At 71.6% G+C, this 15,130-nt stretch carries 20 protein-coding genes; all 20 read left to right on the plus strand.

Features of this window, described 5'->3' with window-relative positions; translation table 11 throughout:
• Positions 1 to 259 (plus strand): hypothetical protein (locus tag LAO51_16585; protein ID MBZ5640359.1); only part of this gene is annotated, 259 nt, incomplete at its 5' end.
• Between the two features lie 88 nt (positions 260 to 347).
• A complete protein-coding gene (gene pgsA / locus LAO51_16590; protein ID MBZ5640360.1) occupies positions 348 to 986 on the plus strand; it encodes a CDP-diacylglycerol--glycerol-3-phosphate 3-phosphatidyltransferase in 639 nt (212 codons plus the stop codon).
• Positions 983 to 1,672: a DUF502 domain-containing protein gene (locus tag LAO51_16595; protein ID MBZ5640361.1), complete on the plus strand. Its 690-nt coding sequence runs from the start codon at positions 983 to 985 to the stop codon at positions 1,670 to 1,672. The genes pgsA and LAO51_16595 overlap by 4 nt, the downstream gene beginning before the upstream one ends.
• The gene (locus LAO51_16600) at positions 1,669 to 2,289 is read left to right on the plus strand and encodes a 1-acyl-sn-glycerol-3-phosphate acyltransferase (GenBank protein MBZ5640362.1); all 621 of its coding nucleotides are present in this window, start codon (positions 1,669 to 1,671) and stop codon (positions 2,287 to 2,289) included. The genes LAO51_16595 and LAO51_16600 overlap by 4 nt, the downstream gene beginning before the upstream one ends.
• The gene (gene thpR, locus LAO51_16605) at positions 2,286 to 2,846 is read left to right on the plus strand and encodes an RNA 2',3'-cyclic phosphodiesterase (GenBank protein ID MBZ5640363.1); all 561 of its coding nucleotides are present in this window, start codon (positions 2,286 to 2,288) and stop codon (positions 2,844 to 2,846) included. The genes LAO51_16600 and thpR overlap by 4 nt, the downstream gene beginning before the upstream one ends.
• A complete protein-coding gene (locus LAO51_16610) occupies positions 2,843 to 3,460 on the plus strand; it encodes a glycerol-3-phosphate acyltransferase (protein ID MBZ5640364.1) in 618 nt (205 codons plus the stop codon). The genes thpR and LAO51_16610 overlap by 4 nt, the downstream gene beginning before the upstream one ends.
• Complete coding sequence (locus LAO51_16615) at positions 3,457 to 4,485, plus strand: NAD(P)-dependent glycerol-3-phosphate dehydrogenase (protein MBZ5640365.1); 1,029 nt, start codon at positions 3,457 to 3,459, stop codon at positions 4,483 to 4,485. The genes LAO51_16610 and LAO51_16615 overlap by 4 nt, the downstream gene beginning before the upstream one ends.
• Positions 4,482 to 5,279, plus strand: a complete 798-nt coding sequence (locus LAO51_16620) for a capsular biosynthesis protein (GenBank protein MBZ5640366.1) — start codon at positions 4,482 to 4,484, stop codon at positions 5,277 to 5,279. The genes LAO51_16615 and LAO51_16620 overlap by 4 nt, the downstream gene beginning before the upstream one ends.
• Before the next feature lie 68 nt (positions 5,280 to 5,347).
• Positions 5,348 to 6,121: a tetratricopeptide repeat protein gene (locus LAO51_16625; protein MBZ5640367.1), complete on the plus strand. Its 774-nt coding sequence runs from the start codon at positions 5,348 to 5,350 to the stop codon at positions 6,119 to 6,121.
• A complete protein-coding gene (ftsY, locus tag LAO51_16630) occupies positions 6,121 to 7,044 on the plus strand; it encodes a signal recognition particle-docking protein FtsY (protein MBZ5640368.1) in 924 nt (307 codons plus the stop codon). The genes LAO51_16625 and ftsY overlap by 1 nt, the downstream gene beginning before the upstream one ends.
• A 35-nt stretch (positions 7,045 to 7,079) precedes the next feature.
• Positions 7,080 to 8,159, plus strand: coding sequence for a bifunctional diaminohydroxyphosphoribosylaminopyrimidine deaminase/5-amino-6-(5-phosphoribosylamino)uracil reductase RibD (ribD, locus tag LAO51_16635; protein ID MBZ5640369.1), 1,080 nt, complete (start codon positions 7,080 to 7,082; stop codon positions 8,157 to 8,159).
• 23 nt (positions 8,160 to 8,182) lie between these two features.
• Positions 8,183 to 8,830: a riboflavin synthase gene (locus tag LAO51_16640; protein ID MBZ5640370.1), complete on the plus strand. Its 648-nt coding sequence runs from the start codon at positions 8,183 to 8,185 to the stop codon at positions 8,828 to 8,830.
• On the plus strand, positions 8,827 to 10,059 hold the full coding sequence (locus LAO51_16645; protein MBZ5640371.1) for a bifunctional 3,4-dihydroxy-2-butanone-4-phosphate synthase/GTP cyclohydrolase II: 1,233 nt from the start codon (positions 8,827 to 8,829) through the stop codon (positions 10,057 to 10,059). Before LAO51_16640 ends, LAO51_16645 begins: the two co-directional genes overlap by 4 nt.
• A gap of 43 nt (positions 10,060 to 10,102) precedes the next feature.
• Positions 10,103 to 11,479 carry a signal recognition particle protein gene (gene ffh / locus LAO51_16650; protein ID MBZ5640372.1) on the plus strand — a complete coding sequence of 459 codons (1,377 nt, stop codon included), beginning with the start codon at positions 10,103 to 10,105 and terminating at the stop codon, positions 11,477 to 11,479.
• Between the two features lie 46 nt (positions 11,480 to 11,525).
• Positions 11,526 to 11,771, plus strand: a complete 246-nt coding sequence (rpsP, locus tag LAO51_16655; protein MBZ5640373.1) for a 30S ribosomal protein S16 — start codon at positions 11,526 to 11,528, stop codon at positions 11,769 to 11,771.
• Positions 11,772 to 11,826: 55 nt separating this feature from the next.
• Positions 11,827 to 12,057, plus strand: coding sequence for a KH domain-containing protein (locus LAO51_16660; GenBank protein MBZ5640374.1), 231 nt, complete (start codon positions 11,827 to 11,829; stop codon positions 12,055 to 12,057).
• A 4-nt stretch (positions 12,058 to 12,061) separates the two neighbouring features.
• Entirely contained in the window at positions 12,062 to 12,616 is a 555-nt protein-coding gene (rimM, locus tag LAO51_16665; protein MBZ5640375.1) for a ribosome maturation factor RimM, read from the plus strand.
• Entirely contained in the window at positions 12,613 to 13,329 is a 717-nt protein-coding gene (trmD, locus tag LAO51_16670; GenBank protein ID MBZ5640376.1) for a tRNA (guanosine(37)-N1)-methyltransferase TrmD, read from the plus strand. The genes rimM and trmD overlap by 4 nt, the downstream gene beginning before the upstream one ends.
• 8 nt (positions 13,330 to 13,337) lie before the next feature.
• A complete protein-coding gene (gene rplS / locus LAO51_16675) occupies positions 13,338 to 13,691 on the plus strand; it encodes a 50S ribosomal protein L19 (GenBank protein ID MBZ5640377.1) in 354 nt (117 codons plus the stop codon).
• Positions 13,692 to 13,713: 22 nt separating this feature from the next.
• Positions 13,714 to 15,130 (plus strand): tetratricopeptide repeat protein (locus LAO51_16680; protein ID MBZ5640378.1); only part of this gene is annotated, 1,417 nt, incomplete at its 3' end.

The raw sequence follows: 15,130 nt of genomic DNA on the forward strand, positions 1-15,130 counted from the left end.
CTATCTCAGCCTCTTCCTCGAGAGCCGGTGGATGGCGGCGTACCCGGTCTCCGCCGAAGGCGTCGACAGCCGCTCGCCGGGGATCATGCTCCTCGACGACGGACGAATGCAGATCGACTACGACACCCCCGCGGGGCACGTCGTCGACTTCGTGAGCCTGAACCGCCCGCTGTCGATCACCGACGACATCGATCCGATGGCGCGGCTCAACGGAGGGGCGGGAGGCTCGTCCGTGCCCCCGACCGGCTCGAGCCACTGATCCTTCCGACGCTCCTCCCCGCCGCCGCGCGCGGGGGGATGGATCGGACGTCCCCCGCGTGGTACCTTTCGCCGGCGCGAGGGCGCCGATGCGTCTCAATCTGCCGAACAGTCTGACGGTGGCGCGGATCTTCCTGGTCCCGCTCCTCGTGGTCGTGCTGCTCACGCCGCCTTGGGCCACGGCGTGGGTGAAGTCGAGACTGCAGGACGTGGGCTACGCCGCGTGGATCGGCCATCTCGCGAGCTGGATGTCCGACTGGCGCGAGGTGGTCGGCGTGATCATCTTCCTGACGGCCGCGGCCACCGACTGGCTCGACGGCTTCCTCGCGAGACGCCGCGACGAGGTCACCACCCTCGGCCAGCTCCTGGACCCGATCGCCGACAAGCTGCTCACCGGCTCGGCGTTCATCTCGCTGGTCGAGCTCCAGCTGGCGCCGGCCTGGATCGTGGTGGTGATCGTCGGGCGCGAGTTCGCCGTCACGGGGCTCAGGAGCGTCGCGGCGGCGCGCGGCCTGGTGATCGTCGCGTCGCCGTGGGGGAAGTTCAAGACCGTCAGCCAGGTCGTGGCGATCACGCTGATGATCCTGACGAACACCCTCGAGCGGTGGCTCCGGTTCGGCTTCCTCGGCGTCGCCGCGCTGTGGGTGGCGATGATCATCGCGCTGGTGTCGGCGGTGGACTACTTCATGAGATTCGCGCGCCGCCTCGACCTCGAGGCCCGCGGATGATCAGGCGTGCCATCGCGCACGTGAGGGGGCGGATCGGCGGCGGCCTGCTGATCGTGCTCCCGCTGCTGATCACCGTCTGGCTCCTGAGCATCCTGTTCAACCTGATCAACGCGCGCGTGACGCCTTGGGTGCTCGCGGCGCTCCGGGCGGCGGAGATCCCCGGTCTCGAGAGGTGGCCCGCGCGGGTCGCGGTCCCGTTGATCGGGGTCGTGCTCACCGCCACCCTCGTCTACCTCGCCGGGCTCCTGACCGGCAACCTCGTGGGCCGGCGGTTCCTCTCGCTGTTCGAGTCCGCCATGCACCGGATCCCGCTGGTGAAGGGGATCTACGGCGCCGCCCGGCAACTGCTGGACGCGGTGAGCCTCACCGGTAAGCGCCCCTTTTCTCGCGTCGTCCTCGTGGAGTTCCCGCGGTCCGGCGTCTGGACGGTCGGGTTCGTCACCCAGGAGCGGCTTCACGCGATCGGGGGGCCTCGGGGCGACGAGGGCGCGGTGCCGGTCTTCGTTCCCACCGCCCCGAACCCCACCTCCGGATGGGTGCTGTTCATCCGCGAGGCGGACCTCGTGGATCTCGATCTGACCATCGAGCAGGGGCTCAAGCTGATCGTCTCGGGAGGGATCGTGAGTCCCGAGGATCTCGGCGCCCACCGGGCCCGAAGGCCGCGGGCCGCCGCGTCGCCGCCGTGACGGGGAGCTCGTTCTACCGCGTGGCCCGCGCGGCGTTCCGCGTCCTCGCGCTGCCGCTCTTCCGATTCAAGGTGGAGGGGGCCGAGCGGATTCCCGCGACGGGCCCCGGGATCGTGGTCGCGCTGCACCGGTCGTGGCTCGATCCCGCCTGTGTCGGCGGGGCTTGCCCGCGTCCGGTGTCCTTCCTCATGCAGAGGGACGTGTACCATAAGCGCTGGGGCCGGTGGTTCTACCGCCGCATGGGTGCGATTCCGGTACCCCTCGGCGGGACGCCGTCGGTCGAGGCGCTGAAGGCGGCGGTGCGCTGCCTCGAGGGGGGGGAGATCCTCGGGATCTTCCCGGAGGGCGGGATTGTCGGGAAGGGAACCCAGGCGACGTTTCATCGCGGCGCCGCTCATCTCGCGGTGCGCTGCTTGGCGCCGGTGATTCCCGTGGCGATCCACGGTTCCGCGGAGGCTTGGCCCCACGGTAGGAAATGGCCCACCCCCGCTCGGGTGAGCGTGAGGTTCCACCCGCCGATCCGCCCTCCGGCGGGGCTCGAGGGAAGGGAGGCCGTGGAGGAGCTGATGCGGCGCACGAGGCTGGCCCTGGGCGACTCGGCGGAAGGACTCCCATGAGGCTGTTCCTGGCGATCGATCTTCCATCGCCGGTGAGAGCCGCGGTCGCCGCGCTGGAGGAGCGGCTTCGCCGGGACGGTCACGGATGGCGATGGGTTCGGCCCGAGGGGATCCACCTCACCCTCCGGTTCCTCGGCGAGGTCTCGCCGGTGGACGATGCCCGACAGCGCGAGTCCTGGCGCCGCGCCGTCGCGGGACATCCGCGTTTCCGGTTCCGAGTCGGCGGTGTCGGCGCGTTCCCCGCGGCCTCGCGGCCGAGGGTCCTGTGGGTGGGGGTGGCGGAGTCGTCGCCTGCCCCGGTGATGGTTCCCCTCGCGGCGGCGCTCGAGAGCGCCGCGAGGGAGCTCGGCTTCGAGGCGGAGGAGCGTCCGTTCCGCGCTCACCTGACCCTCGCGCGGGCCCAGAGGGAGGGACGCCCTTCTGCTCCGGGGCTCGCGGACGTCGTGATCGCGACCGACGTGCCCGCGGAGGAGGTCGTGCTGTTCCGGAGCGAACTTCACCCCGACGGTGCTCGCTACAGCCGGCTCGAGGCGTTCCCGCTCGGAGGCGTCCCGTGAGCGCCGCCCTTCTGCTGGGCGCCGCTGCCGGCTTCGCGCTCGGAAGCCTTCCGTTCGGCTGGCTCCTGACCCTCAGGGGCGCGAGCCGCGACGTGAGGGAGGCCGGGAGCGGCAACATTGGCGCGACGAACGTGCTGAGGGTCGCCGGTCCGGGCCTCGCGGCGTGGACGCTCGTGCTCGACGCCGGGAAAGGGGCCGCCGCGGCGGTCCTCGCGGGCGCCATCGGCGCAGGCGACGGCGTCTCGGGCCAGGCGGGGTGCCTCGGGGCGGTCGTGGGCCACATGTTCACGCCCTGGCTCGGATTCCGCGGCGGAAAGGGAACCGCGACCGGCGCAGGCGCGCTCGCGGTTCTCGCGCCGCTGCCGCTGGCCGCGGCGTTGGGCGTGTTCGGGGTGACGGCGGGCCTGACGCGACGCGTGTCGGCGGGCTCGCTCGCCGCGGCCGTGACGTTCCCCGGCTGGGCGGCGCTGCTCGGAGCCTCGTCTGCGACCGTCGCCGCCGGCGCGGCGGTGGCCGGTCTCCTTCTCTGGAGCCATCGGGCGAACCTCGCCCGGCTTCTGTCCGGGCGGGAGCCCAGGATCACCTTCGGAAGGCCTCGGGGAGGCCGCCGGTGACGCCCGGGGCCCGGATCGCGGTCATCGGGGGGGGAGCGTGGGGGACCGCCCTCGCGATCCACGTCGCGCGCCTCGGCCACCCGGTGCGAATCTGGATGCGCGAGCCCGATCTCGCCTCGCGCCTCGCCGACCGCCGCGACAATCCGTTGCACCTACCGGGAGTGGCCGTTCCCGAGGGCGTCGCGCCGACCACCGATCCTGCCGAGGCGGTGCGAGACGCGGCGCTGGCCTTGGCCGTGGTGCCCACGCCGCATGCGCGGTCCGTGTACCGGAGCCTCGCGTCGTTTCTGGAGCCGGGGGTGCCGGTGCTGATCGCCTCCAAGGGACTCGAGGAAGGCACCCTCGCGATTCCCTCGGAGGTCGCGCTGCAGGAGCTGGGGGCGGAGCGGCCGGTGGCGGTCCTATCGGGGCCCTCCTTCGCCGCGGAGGTCGCCCGGGGCGTGCCGACGGCGGTGGTCGTCGCGGCGCAGGAACTCGGTCTCGCGGTTCGTCTTCGCGATCTCCTCTCCAGCTCCACCTTGAGGCTCTACGCGAACCCGGACGCGCTCGGGGTCCAGCTCGCCGGCGCGCTCAAGAACGTCATCGCGATCGCCGCGGGGGTGATCGACGGACTCGGGCTCGGTCACGATACGCTCGCGGCCTTGGTGACCCGAGGGCTCGCGGAGATCTCCCGGCTCGGGGTCGCCCTCGGCGCCCTCCCGGACACGTTCTCCGGCCTCGCGGGGCTCGGCGACCTGGTGCTCACCTGCACCTGCGATCTTTCGCGCAACCGCAGGGTCGGTCAGGCCATCGGCCGGGGAGAACGGCTCGCGGACGTTCTCGCCCGCAGCGCGTCGGTGGCCGAGGGGGTTCGCACGACGCCGGCGGCGCGCGCCCTCGCCCGACGTGCCGGGGTCCAGATGCCGATCGTGGAGGAGGTCCATCGCCTCCTGTTCGAGAACGGATCTCCCGCCGACGCGGTGGCCCGGCTCATGAGCCGCCCGCTGACGTCGGAGCTCGGGGCGAGGAAGGAGGCGGCCGGTTGATCGATCTTCACACCCACATCCTCCCGGGGGTGGACGACGGGCTCAAGACCGAGGACGAGGCGGTCGAGTTCGCCCGCGTCGCGGAGGCGGACGGGGTCGAGACCCTGGTCGCCACGCCGCACTGCAAGGACGGGTTCTTCGAGAACCGGAGGCCCGAGGTGCTCGCCGGCGTCGAGCGTCTCCGCCTTCGCTTGCGCGAGGCCGGCGTCGGTCTCACCCTGGCACCCGGCGCGGAGGTGTACCTCGCCCCGGATCTCGTGGAGCGGGTGAAGGACGGGCGCGCACCGACGCTGGCCGACAACGGGAAGACGCTGCTGCTGGAGCTGTCGCTCGCGCAATACCCGATCGATCTGCAGAACACGCTGTTCGGGCTGAGGCTCGCCGGCATCGTCGTCCTCTTCGCGCACCCCGAGAGGATCCGCTACTTCCAGGAGGACATCGGCCGCTGGGAGGAGATGGTCCGGCTCGGAGCGTTCGGGCAGATTACCACCGGCAGCGTGCTGGGGACGTTCGGGGAGGACGCGCAGGAGTTCACCGAGAAGCTCTTGCGCCGTGGGCTCGTCCACGTGCTGGCATCGGACGCCCACGGCCTCCGCGGCCGCCCGCCGGTCTTGAGCCGCGCCCTTCGCGCGGTGGCGGAGATCGTCGGAGAGGACGAGGCGCGGAAGATGGTGATCGACCGTCCCAAGGCGCTTCTCGAGGGACGGGAGCCGGAGGCGCCGCCCGCTCCCGAGCGCGTGCCGTCGAGACGCTCGCTCCTGTCCCGCTGGTTCCGCCGTGGAGAGGCGATCTGATACTGTCTTTTCCCGGGTCGGCCGCGGCCGCGCGGGGCCGAGGGTCGCGGACCGGGGGCGGAGGGGTGATGAACGGCTGGGCGAATCGGGTGACGTCGGGCGCGGTGGTCGTCCTGCTCGCGGTCGCGCTGTCGCGCTGCGGCGCGCGAGTTCCCCCGAAGCGGGATCCGGAGGTGGACACCGCCAACAAGATCCGGATGGCGCAAGCGTACCTCCAGGCCGGGAGAGCCCGGGAGGCGCTCGACGTGCTCGACAAGGCGATCCTCGCAGAGCCGGCGAACGCCGGTCTCCGGAACTTCTACGGGCAGGTCTGCTTCATGACGGGGCGCAACGACGGGGCGGAGGCGGCGTTCCGCAAGGCCCTCGAACTCGATCCGGACATGGCCGACGCGCACAACAACCTCGGCGCGCTCTACGACCGATCGGGGCGGAAGGACGACGCGGAGCGGGAGTACCGGCTCGCGCTCGCCGCGCCCGCCTACCCGACTCCGGAGAAGGTCCTCCTGAATCTCGGCATCCTCTACACCTCCGAGGGGCGGGACGAGGACGCGATCCGCGAGTATCGCCGCGCCGTGGAGATCAACCCGAAGTACTTCCAGGCCCATTTCGAGCTGGCCTCCCTTCTCGACCGGAACGGACGCCTCGACGAGGCGGTGCGCGAGTACGAGGTCGCCGGGCCGGGCTACCAGGCGTCCGGCGACTACTTCTACCGCCTGGGCTTCGGGTACTTCCGCCTCGGGGACCGCTCGAAGGCGCGGGAGAAGCTGACGAGGGCCATCGAGGTTTCGCCGGGGAGCGAGGCCGCCGCGAAATCCGACGATCTCCTGAAAGTGTTCCGCTGATGGCGTTCTCGGTCTTCAAGAAGCTCTTCAACGGGCTCGCCAGGACGCGGGAGGGGCTCGCGTCGACGCTGCAGTCGGTGGTGGGAAGCCGCCCCGTGGACGAGGAGGTGCTGGAAGAGCTCGAGACCGGCCTCCTGTCGGCCGACCTCGGCCCTATGCTCACGGCGGACGTGATGCGGTCGGTCCGGGAGAAGGCTCGCCGCGAGCCGCTCGACGGCGACGGCCTGCGCGCCGCGGTGCGCGGCGCGCTCAGGGTGCTGCTTCCCGCCTCGACGGTCGCCGTGGACGGCGCAGCGCGTCCGCGAGTCGTGTTCGTCGTGGGGGTGAACGGCGGCGGCAAGACCACGACGGTCGGGAAGCTCGCCGCCCGCGACCGGGCCCGCGGGCGCAAGGTGGTCGTCGTCGCGGCGGACACCTTCCGGGCGGCGGCGATCGAACAGCTCGAGCGGTGGGTGGAGCGGGCCGGCGCCGAGATCCTGAAGCAGAAGGAAGGCTCCGACCCTTCGGCGGTGGTCTTCGACGCCCTCCGGTCGGCGGGCCCTCGCGGGGTGGACACGGTCCTGGTGGACACGGCGGGCCGGTTGCACACCAAGTCGAACCTGATGGCGGAGCTCTCCAAGATGGCGCGCGTCGCCGGACGCGAGGTCGAGGGGGCGCCTCACGAAGTCCTCCTGGTCGTGGACGCCACGACGGGGCAGAACGGGGTGAGTCAAGCGCTGGAGTTCACGCGCGCGGTCCCGATCACCGGTGTGATCCTCACCAAGCTGGACGGGACCGCCAAGGGAGGCGTCGCGCTGTCCATCCACCGCCAGATCGGGGTCCCGATCCGCTACGTCGGCGTGGGAGAGGCGGTGGACGACCTGCTCGACTTCGAGCCCGACGCGTACGTGGACGGGCTGCTCGGCTCGGAGGCCGGCACGTGACCTCCTCCCCCGGGAGCGCGGACGACCGCCGCTTCATGGAGCAGACTCTGGCCCTCGCGGCGCTCGGCGAAGGGACGACGAGCCCAAACCCGCGGGTCGGCTGTCTTCTGGTGCGAGACGGACAGCCGGTCGGCCGGGGTTTCCACCGCGCGGCGGGCGACGCCCACGCGGAGGCCGGTGCCGTGGCCGAGGCCGGCGAGCGCGCTTGCGGCGCCACGGTGTACGTCAACCTGGAGCCGTGCAGCCACCGGGGCCGGACGCCGCCGTGCGCCGACCTCCTGGTCCGCGCCCGGGTCCGGCGGGTCGTGGCCTCGATCACCGACCCGAACCCCGAGGTCGACGGGCGCGGGTTCGCACGGCTTCGACAGGCCGGGATCGAGGTGGAGGTCGGGCCGCTCGAGCGCGAGGCACGCCGCCTCAACGCGCCGTTCCTCCACGTGCACACCGCGGGCCGGCCGCTCGTGACCTTGAAGGCTGCTGCGAGCGCCGACGGGATGATCGCGGCGGGCGGCGGGGCGTCGCGCTGGATCACGGGGGCCTCGGCGAGGATCTTCGCTCACCGGATTCGCCTCCGGCACGATGCGGTGCTGGTCGGCTCCGGGACCGTGAGACGGGACGATCCGTTGCTGACGGTGAGGCTCCATGGGGTCCGCGCGGACCGGGTTCGAGTGGTCCTCGCGCCGGACCTCGACATCGACCCGGCCGCCCGCATGCTCCACGAGGGCGGTGGCAGGGTCCGGATCTACACGGCGCCGAACCCGTCTCCGCGGCGCGTTGCGCTCCTCGAGGGACGGGCGGACGTGGTGGCCGTCCCCGCACCGGGAGGCCGGCTCGATCTCGCCGCCGTGCTCCGCGACCTCGGTGGGCTCGGCGTTCTCTCGGTGCTGGTGGAAGGTGGCGCGAGGACGTTCGCCGGATTCCTCGAGGCCGGGCTCGCCGACCGGGTGGACCTCTTCACCGCGCCGATCCTGCTCGGCGCTCGGGGCGGGACGCCGCTCCTCGACCTCGAGGCTCCCGCGTCTCCCGACGCCGCGGTCCGGATCGAGGTCGAGCACCGGATTCCCCTCGGGGAGGACGTGCTGCTCGTGGGCGCGATCCACCGGGCGCAGGCCTGAGCGCGGCGAGCGAGGAGGGGACGATGTTCACGGGAATCGTGGAGGCGGTCGGAACCGTGACCGCAGCGCTCCGGCGCGCGGGCTCGATGCGACTGACGGTGGAGTCCGAACTTCCGGCTCGGGGGGTCCGGCGAGGCGACAGCGTGTCGGTGGACGGCGTCTGCCTGACCGCGAGCGCGATCGAGGGGGACCGCCTCTCGTTCGACGTGGTGGCGGAGACGGTCTCGAGAACCACCCTCGGGAAGGCCCGGGCCGGCCGGCGGGTGAACCTCGAGAGGGCGCTCCTCGTCGGCGACCGTCTCGGGGGCCACCTCGTGCAGGGGCACGTGGACGGAACGTCGCGGGTCCTGAGGATCTCGAGGCGTGGGGACGATCGGCGGGCCCGGCTCGATCTGCCGGGCCCCCTGGCCCGATTCGTCGCGGAGAAGGGATCGATCGCCATCCAGGGGGTGTCGCTCACGGTCGCCTCCGTCACCTCGCGTAGCTTCGAGGTCGCGCTCGTCCCCGAGACGATCTCGCGGACCACGCTGGGCGCGCTCGCGACGGGGGACGAGGTGCATCTGGAGGTGGACCTCCTCGCGCGCTATCTTGAGAGGCTGGTGGACGCTGGCGCCGCCGGCGGATTCCGGCGGTCGGCGGGAAGACGCCCGGGAGGGATCGGCGGAAGATGACGGACAGGGACAGCCCGGCAGCGCGCGGCTTCGCCACCGTCGAGGAGGCGATCGAGGACCTGCGCCGCGGCCGGATGATCGTCATCCTCGACGACGAGGACCGCGAGAACGAGGGGGACCTCTGTTGCGCCGCGGAATACGTCACGCCGGAGATCGTGAACTTCATGGCGACCCACGGACGGGGACTGGTCTGCCTCCCCATGACCGTCGAGCGCCTCGACGCGTTGAAGATCCCGCTGATGGTGGAGGAGAACACCTCGAGGTACGGCACCGCGTTCTGCGTTTCCATCGAGGCTCGGCACGACGTGACCACCGGGATCTCCGCGGCCGACCGGGCGAGGACGATCAGGGTCGCGGTCGAACCCACGACCCGGCCGGAGGACCTCGTGCGCCCCGGCCACGTCTTCCCGCTGCGCGCCCACAAGGGGGGCGTGCTGAAGAGGGCGGGGCAGACCGAGGCGTCGGTCGATCTGTGCCGTTTGAGCGGACTCAAGCCGGCGGCGGTGATCTGCGAGGTCATGAACGCCGACGGGACCATGGCCCGCCTGCCGCAGCTCCGCGAGTTCTCCGAGCGGCACGGCCTCAGGATGCTGACCATCGCCGACCTGATCCGCCACCGCATGCGGACCGAGCGCCTGATCACGAGGGTCGCGTCGCCCGACCTTCCCACGGAGCGCGGGCCGTGGAGGATCCACGCGTTCCACTACGAGCTCGAGGACCAGACCCACGTGGCGCTGGTCATGGGCGATCCGCGGCCCGAAGAGGCGGTGCTCGTGCGCGTCCACTCGGAGTGCCTGACGGGGGACGTCTTCGCCTCGACGCGGTGCGACTGCGGCGCGCAGCTCCACAAGGCGATGGACCTCATCGCGGCGGAGGGGAAGGGCGTGCTCCTGTATCTCCGCCAGGAGGGGCGCGGGATCGGCCTCGGGAACAAGCTGCGCGCGTACGAGCTTCAGGACCGCCACCACAAGGACACGGTGGAGGCCAACCTCCTTCTCGGCTTCGAGGCCGACCACAGGGACTACGGCGTGGGCGCGCAGATCCTCTACGAGCTGGGCATCCGCCGGCTCCGGCTGATGACGAACAACCCTGGCAAGTACGTCGCCCTCGAGGGGTACGGGCTCGAGCTGGTGGAGCGGGTTCCTCTGGAGCTGCCGCCGCTCAGGGACAACATCGAGTACCTCCGGACGAAGAAGCTCAAGCTGGGACACCTGCTCGAGTCGGTCTGAGCCGGGTCGCCGATCTGGACGTCTTGACGCGCCCGCCGCTATAATGCGGCCCTTCGCGACGCGCACCTTTCCAGCCGGCTCAGAGGGCTCCGTGTTCGACGGTCTGTCCGATCGCATGCAGGGGATCTTCAGGACCCTCCGCGGGCAGGCTCGGGTGAGCGAGTCCGTCCTGAACGAGAGCTTGCGGGAGATCCGGCTGGCGCTCCTCGAAGCGGACGTCCACGTCGGCGTCGTGCGCGCGCTGCTGGATGCGGTGCGGCAGAAGGCGCTGGGCGAGGAGGTCCTGAAGAGCCTGAGCCCGGCGCAGCAGGTGATCAAGATCGTCCGGAGCGAGCTCGAGGCACTCCTCGGGGACTCCGAGCCGGGGCGCCTCAGGTTCGCACCCCAGCCGCCTTCGGTCGTCCTGCTGGTGGGGCTCCAGGGCTCGGGCAAGACCACGACCGCGGCGAAGCTCGGGCTCTGGCTGAAGAACGGGGGGCGCTACCCGATGCTGGTGCCCGCGGACATCTATCGCCCCGCCGCCGTCGAGCAGCTCGTCCGCGTGGGCCGCTCCGTCGGCCTCAAGGTCTTCGAGCACGACGGGACCCGGGATCCTTTGGCCATCGGCCGCGACGGCACGCTCGAGGCGCGGCGGTCCGGCTACGACACGGTCCTGGTGGACACCGCCGGGCGGCTGCACGTCGACGAGGCCCTGATGAACGAGCTTCGAGCGCTTCGGGAAGCCCTGAGCCCCTCGGAGATCCTGTTCGTGGCCGACGCCATGACGGGCCAGGACGCCGTACGCTCCGCCGGCGAGTTCCATCGCGCGCTCGGCCTGACCGGCGTGATCCTGACGAAGCTGGACGGCGACGCCCGCGGCGGCGCGGCCCTTTCGATCCGTCACGTGACCGGGGTCCCGATCAAGTTCGTCGGGATCGGCGAGCGCCCCACGGAATTCGAGCCGTTCCATCCCGACCGAATGGTGGGCCGCATCCTCGGCATGGGGGACATCCTCGGACTGATCGAAAAGGCGGAGGAGGCGTTCGACGAGGACCGCGCGCGCGACCTCGAGAAGAAGATCCGCAAGAACCAGTTCACCCTTCAGGAGTTCGGCGACCAGCTCCGGATGCTGCGAAAGATGGGCCCTCTCAAGAGCCTCGCGGGCATGCTGCCCGGGATGGGGGCCGTCCGGGAGGCCGACCTGGATGCCGGCGCCGTCGGCCGCGTCGTCGCGATCATCGACTCGATGACGGCGTCGGAGCGGGCGAACCCGCAGATCCTGAACGGGAGCCGCAAGCGCCGCGTGGCCCGCGGGAGCGGACAGGGCGTCCCCGAGATCAACCGCCTCCTCAAGCAGTTCGCCCAGATCCGGCGGATGATGCGGACGCTTCAGACGACGCGAGGCAAGAAGAGCGCCCGGCTGCCCTTTCTCGGGCGATAGGCTATATTGAGCGTTTTGAGCGCTGAGGCGCCTGGAGGAGGCGAGTGTGTTGAGAATTCGACTGCGGAGGATGGGAGCCCGGCAGGAGCCCCAGTACCGGGTGGTCGTCTCCGACTCCCGGCAGGTTCCCGTGAGCCGGTCGGTGGACACCCTGGGGAGTTACGATCCCTCGACGGACCCTCCCACGGTGAGATTGGACCTGGCGCGGACCGAGGACTGGATCCGGAAAGGAGCCCATCCCTCCGAGACGGTGCGAAGCCTCATCGAGCGAGCGAAGGGCGTTGAGGCGTGAGGCGTCGCTGACCGCGGGGCCGCCCCGCGTGGAGCGTTCGGCAGAGGGAGCGCCCATGAAGGAACTGTTGGAGCTGATCGCGAAGGCCCTCGTGGACCAGCCGGACGACGTCAGGGTCACGGAGATCGAGGGCGAGCAGACGACGGTCCTGGAGCTCAGGGTCGCGCAGGAGGATCTGGGCAAGGTGATCGGGAAGCAGGGGAGGACCGCGCGCTCCATCCGGACGATCCTGGCCGCGGCGGGGATGAAGTTGCGGAAGCGGGTCGTCCTCGAAATCCTCGAGTAGCCCCGTGAACCGGCCCCTTCCGGTGGGGAGGGTCTCCGGCTTTCGCGGGCTCGGCGGCGAGCTGACGGTCAGGGTGGCGTCGGGTGACGCCGGAAGGTGGCGAGCGCTCACCGCGGTGCTGGTCGGGGATCCGGCGGAATTCGACCGCGGCGAGCCGGCACGATTCGAGGTCGAGCGGAGCCGGGCGTACCGCGACCGGCTCGTGCTGAAGCTCAAGGGGGTGGATGATCCGAGCCGAGCGGACTCGCTGAAGGGGCGGTGGATTCTCGCTCCCGCCGAACAGGTTCCCGTGCTGCCGAAGGGCGTCTACTGGGTCGAGCGCCTCATGGCGCTCGAGGTGATCGACGAGCGCGGGGAGTCCTTGGGCAGGGTGGAGGACGTGATCCCGACCGGAGGCGTCGATCTCCTGGTGGTCCGGGACCCCGGCGGCGGCGAGATCCTGGTGCCGCTCGCGGACAGCATCGTGCTCGAGATCGACGAGCCGGCGGGGCGGGTGAGAGTGAGTCTTCCCGAGGGGCTCGTCCCCGGGAAGCCGCGTGGGGAGGGGGAGCGGCGGTGACCTTCGACGTGGTGACCGTCTTCCCGGGGATGTTCCTCGGGCCTCTCGCGCACGGGATGCTGGCGCGGGCGCGGCGCGCGGGACGGGTCGGCGTGCGTCTGCACGACCTGCGTCGGTGGGGCGTGGGACCACACCGGCAGGTGGACGACGCCACGTATGGCGGCGGTGGAGGGATGGTCCTGAGGCCGGAGCCGTTGTTCTCCGCGGTGGAGTGGATCAAGGAGCGGTACCCGGCGTCGCCGGACCGGGTCGTGCTCCTCTCGCCGCAAGGGACGCGACTCGCGCACGGTGTGGCGAAGCGCCTGGCGGCGAACGAGCGGCTGGTGCTGCTCTGCGGCCGCTACGAGGGGGTCGACGAGCGGGTACGGGAGGCGCTGGCGGACGAGGAGCTGAGCGTCGGCGACATGGTCCTCACCGGCGGCGAGCTTGCGGCGCTCATGGTGGTGGACGCGGTGGCGCGCTTCCTGCCCGGAGTGCTGGGACGCTCCGAGGCCGCGGACGAGGATTCGTTCTCCGAAGGGAGCCTGGAGTTCCCTCAGTACACGAGGCCGGCGCGCTTCCGCGGCCTCTCCGTCCCGGAGGTGCTCCTCTCCGGCGACCATGGGGCGGTGGAGCGTTGGCGGGCGGCGAGGTCCGCGGATGCGACCCGGACCAAGCGTCCGGACCTGATCGAGGGTTTTTCCAGTGGGACCGCGCCCCGAGGGCGCGAGTGAGGGTCGTCATGGATGTGCTGCGCGGGATCGAGGCGGAGGCTCTGAAGAAGGACGTCCCCGAGTTCCGGCCCGGGGATCGGATCAAGGTGCACGTTCGCGTGGTGGAAGGGGACAAATCGAGGATCCAGGTCTTCGAGGGGGACGTGATTTCGCGCCGGGGAGGCCCTCAGAGCGCCCGGGCCACGTTCACCGTCCGGAAGATCTCCGGCGGGGTGGGCGTCGAGAGGATCTTCCCCCTGCACTCGCCCATCGTGGAGAAGATCGAGCGCGTGCGCCAGGGGAAGGTGCGCCGGGCGAAGCTGACCTACCTGAGGGGCCGCGCCGGGAAGAAGGCGCGTATCCAGGAGAAGCGGATTCGATAGGCCCGAAGGTGCCGCGCGGATCATGGCACTCGACCTCGACAAGACACGCAAGAACGCGGAGCGGCTCCTGAAGCAGGGGCGGGTCCAGGCCGCGCTCGAGGAGTACCAGCGTCTCGCCGAGGAGGCCCCGCGGGACCTCCCGCTGCTGAACCTGGTCGGCGACCTGCTCAGCCGGATCGGCCGGCACCGCGACGCGCTCCCGTACTACGACAGGATTGCGGAGGAGTACTCCCGGAGCGGTTTCTTCCTCAAGGCGATCGCGATCCTCAAGAAGGTCCTGAGGAACGAGCCGGACCGTCCCGACGTGCTGCTTCGTGTCGGCGACCTGTACCTCAAGCAGAAGCTCCCCGGCGAGGCGCGCGGCTACCTGCTGCACGCCGCCGACCGCTTCGTCGCGGCGCGGGGCTTCCGCGAGGCCCACGAGGTCTACCGGAAGCTCGTCGCGGCGGAGCCCGATGACCCGCTGCACCGCCTTCGCCTCGCGGAGACGATGGCTGCGGGCGGAGATGCCGCCGGCGCCGCCGGCTCGCTCGTCGAGGTGGCCGAGACCGCTCGGGGCGCCGGCCGACTCGGCGAGGCGGAGAAGATCTACCGGCGGGCGCTCGATCTGCTCCCGGGGCGTCCGGAGGCCCTCTCGGGGCTCGCGCGCTGTCTCGGGGCGCAGGGGAGGGCGGCCGAGGCCGTCGCTCTCCTCGCCCGGGCGCTCGAGGCAAGGCCGGAGGCGAGCGTCGCGGTCGTCCTGGTGGCCCTCGAGGGGCAGGCGGGCCGGCCCGCCGAGGCGCTGCGCCTCCTCACCGGGCGGTTCGCAGACGCGATGCCTGCCGAGGCGTTCGAAAGCGTGGTGCGCTCGTTCGCCGAGCGCGGCGAGAGCGCCATCGCCTGGGCCGCACTGGACCCGCTCGTGGCCAGATGGACGCGCGACGCCCCCGAGCGCGTCGTCGCTCTCCTCGAGCGTTTGGCCGGGGTCGAGCCCGACGGCCACCTTCCCGCCCTGGAGCGGCTCCTCGATCTGCGAGGGCGGCACGCGGACGGCGCCGGCATGGTGGCGACCCTCGTGGCCATGGAGCGCGCGTACCGCTCCCGCTCGATGCACGCCGAGGCGGAGAGGATCGCCGAGCGACTTCGCGGGCTCGCTCCTGCGGTCGCCCAGGCGGCCGGGCTGCCGGCGGAGGAGAGCGGCGCCGGAGTTGCGGCGGCCGAGCCGGCCCCCGTGCAGGCGCCGGCTCCCCCGGCCGCCGATCCCGCGGGCGCTTCCGCCGCGCCGATCCCCCCCGAATACGAGGCGCCTGCGGTTCCGCTCGGGCCGGCGGAGCACGAAAGCGTGGCTGGGCGACTCACCCAGGCCGAGATCTTCGAGAAGTACGGCCTGTTCGAGCAGGCGATCGAGCAGCTGAAGGAGGTGACGCGGCGCTACCCGGGGCTCGCGAACGCCCAACAGC

Source organism: Terriglobia bacterium (genome assembly GCA_020073205.1).
GTDB lineage: Bacteria > Acidobacteriota > Polarisedimenticolia > Polarisedimenticolales > JAIQFR01 > JAIQFR01.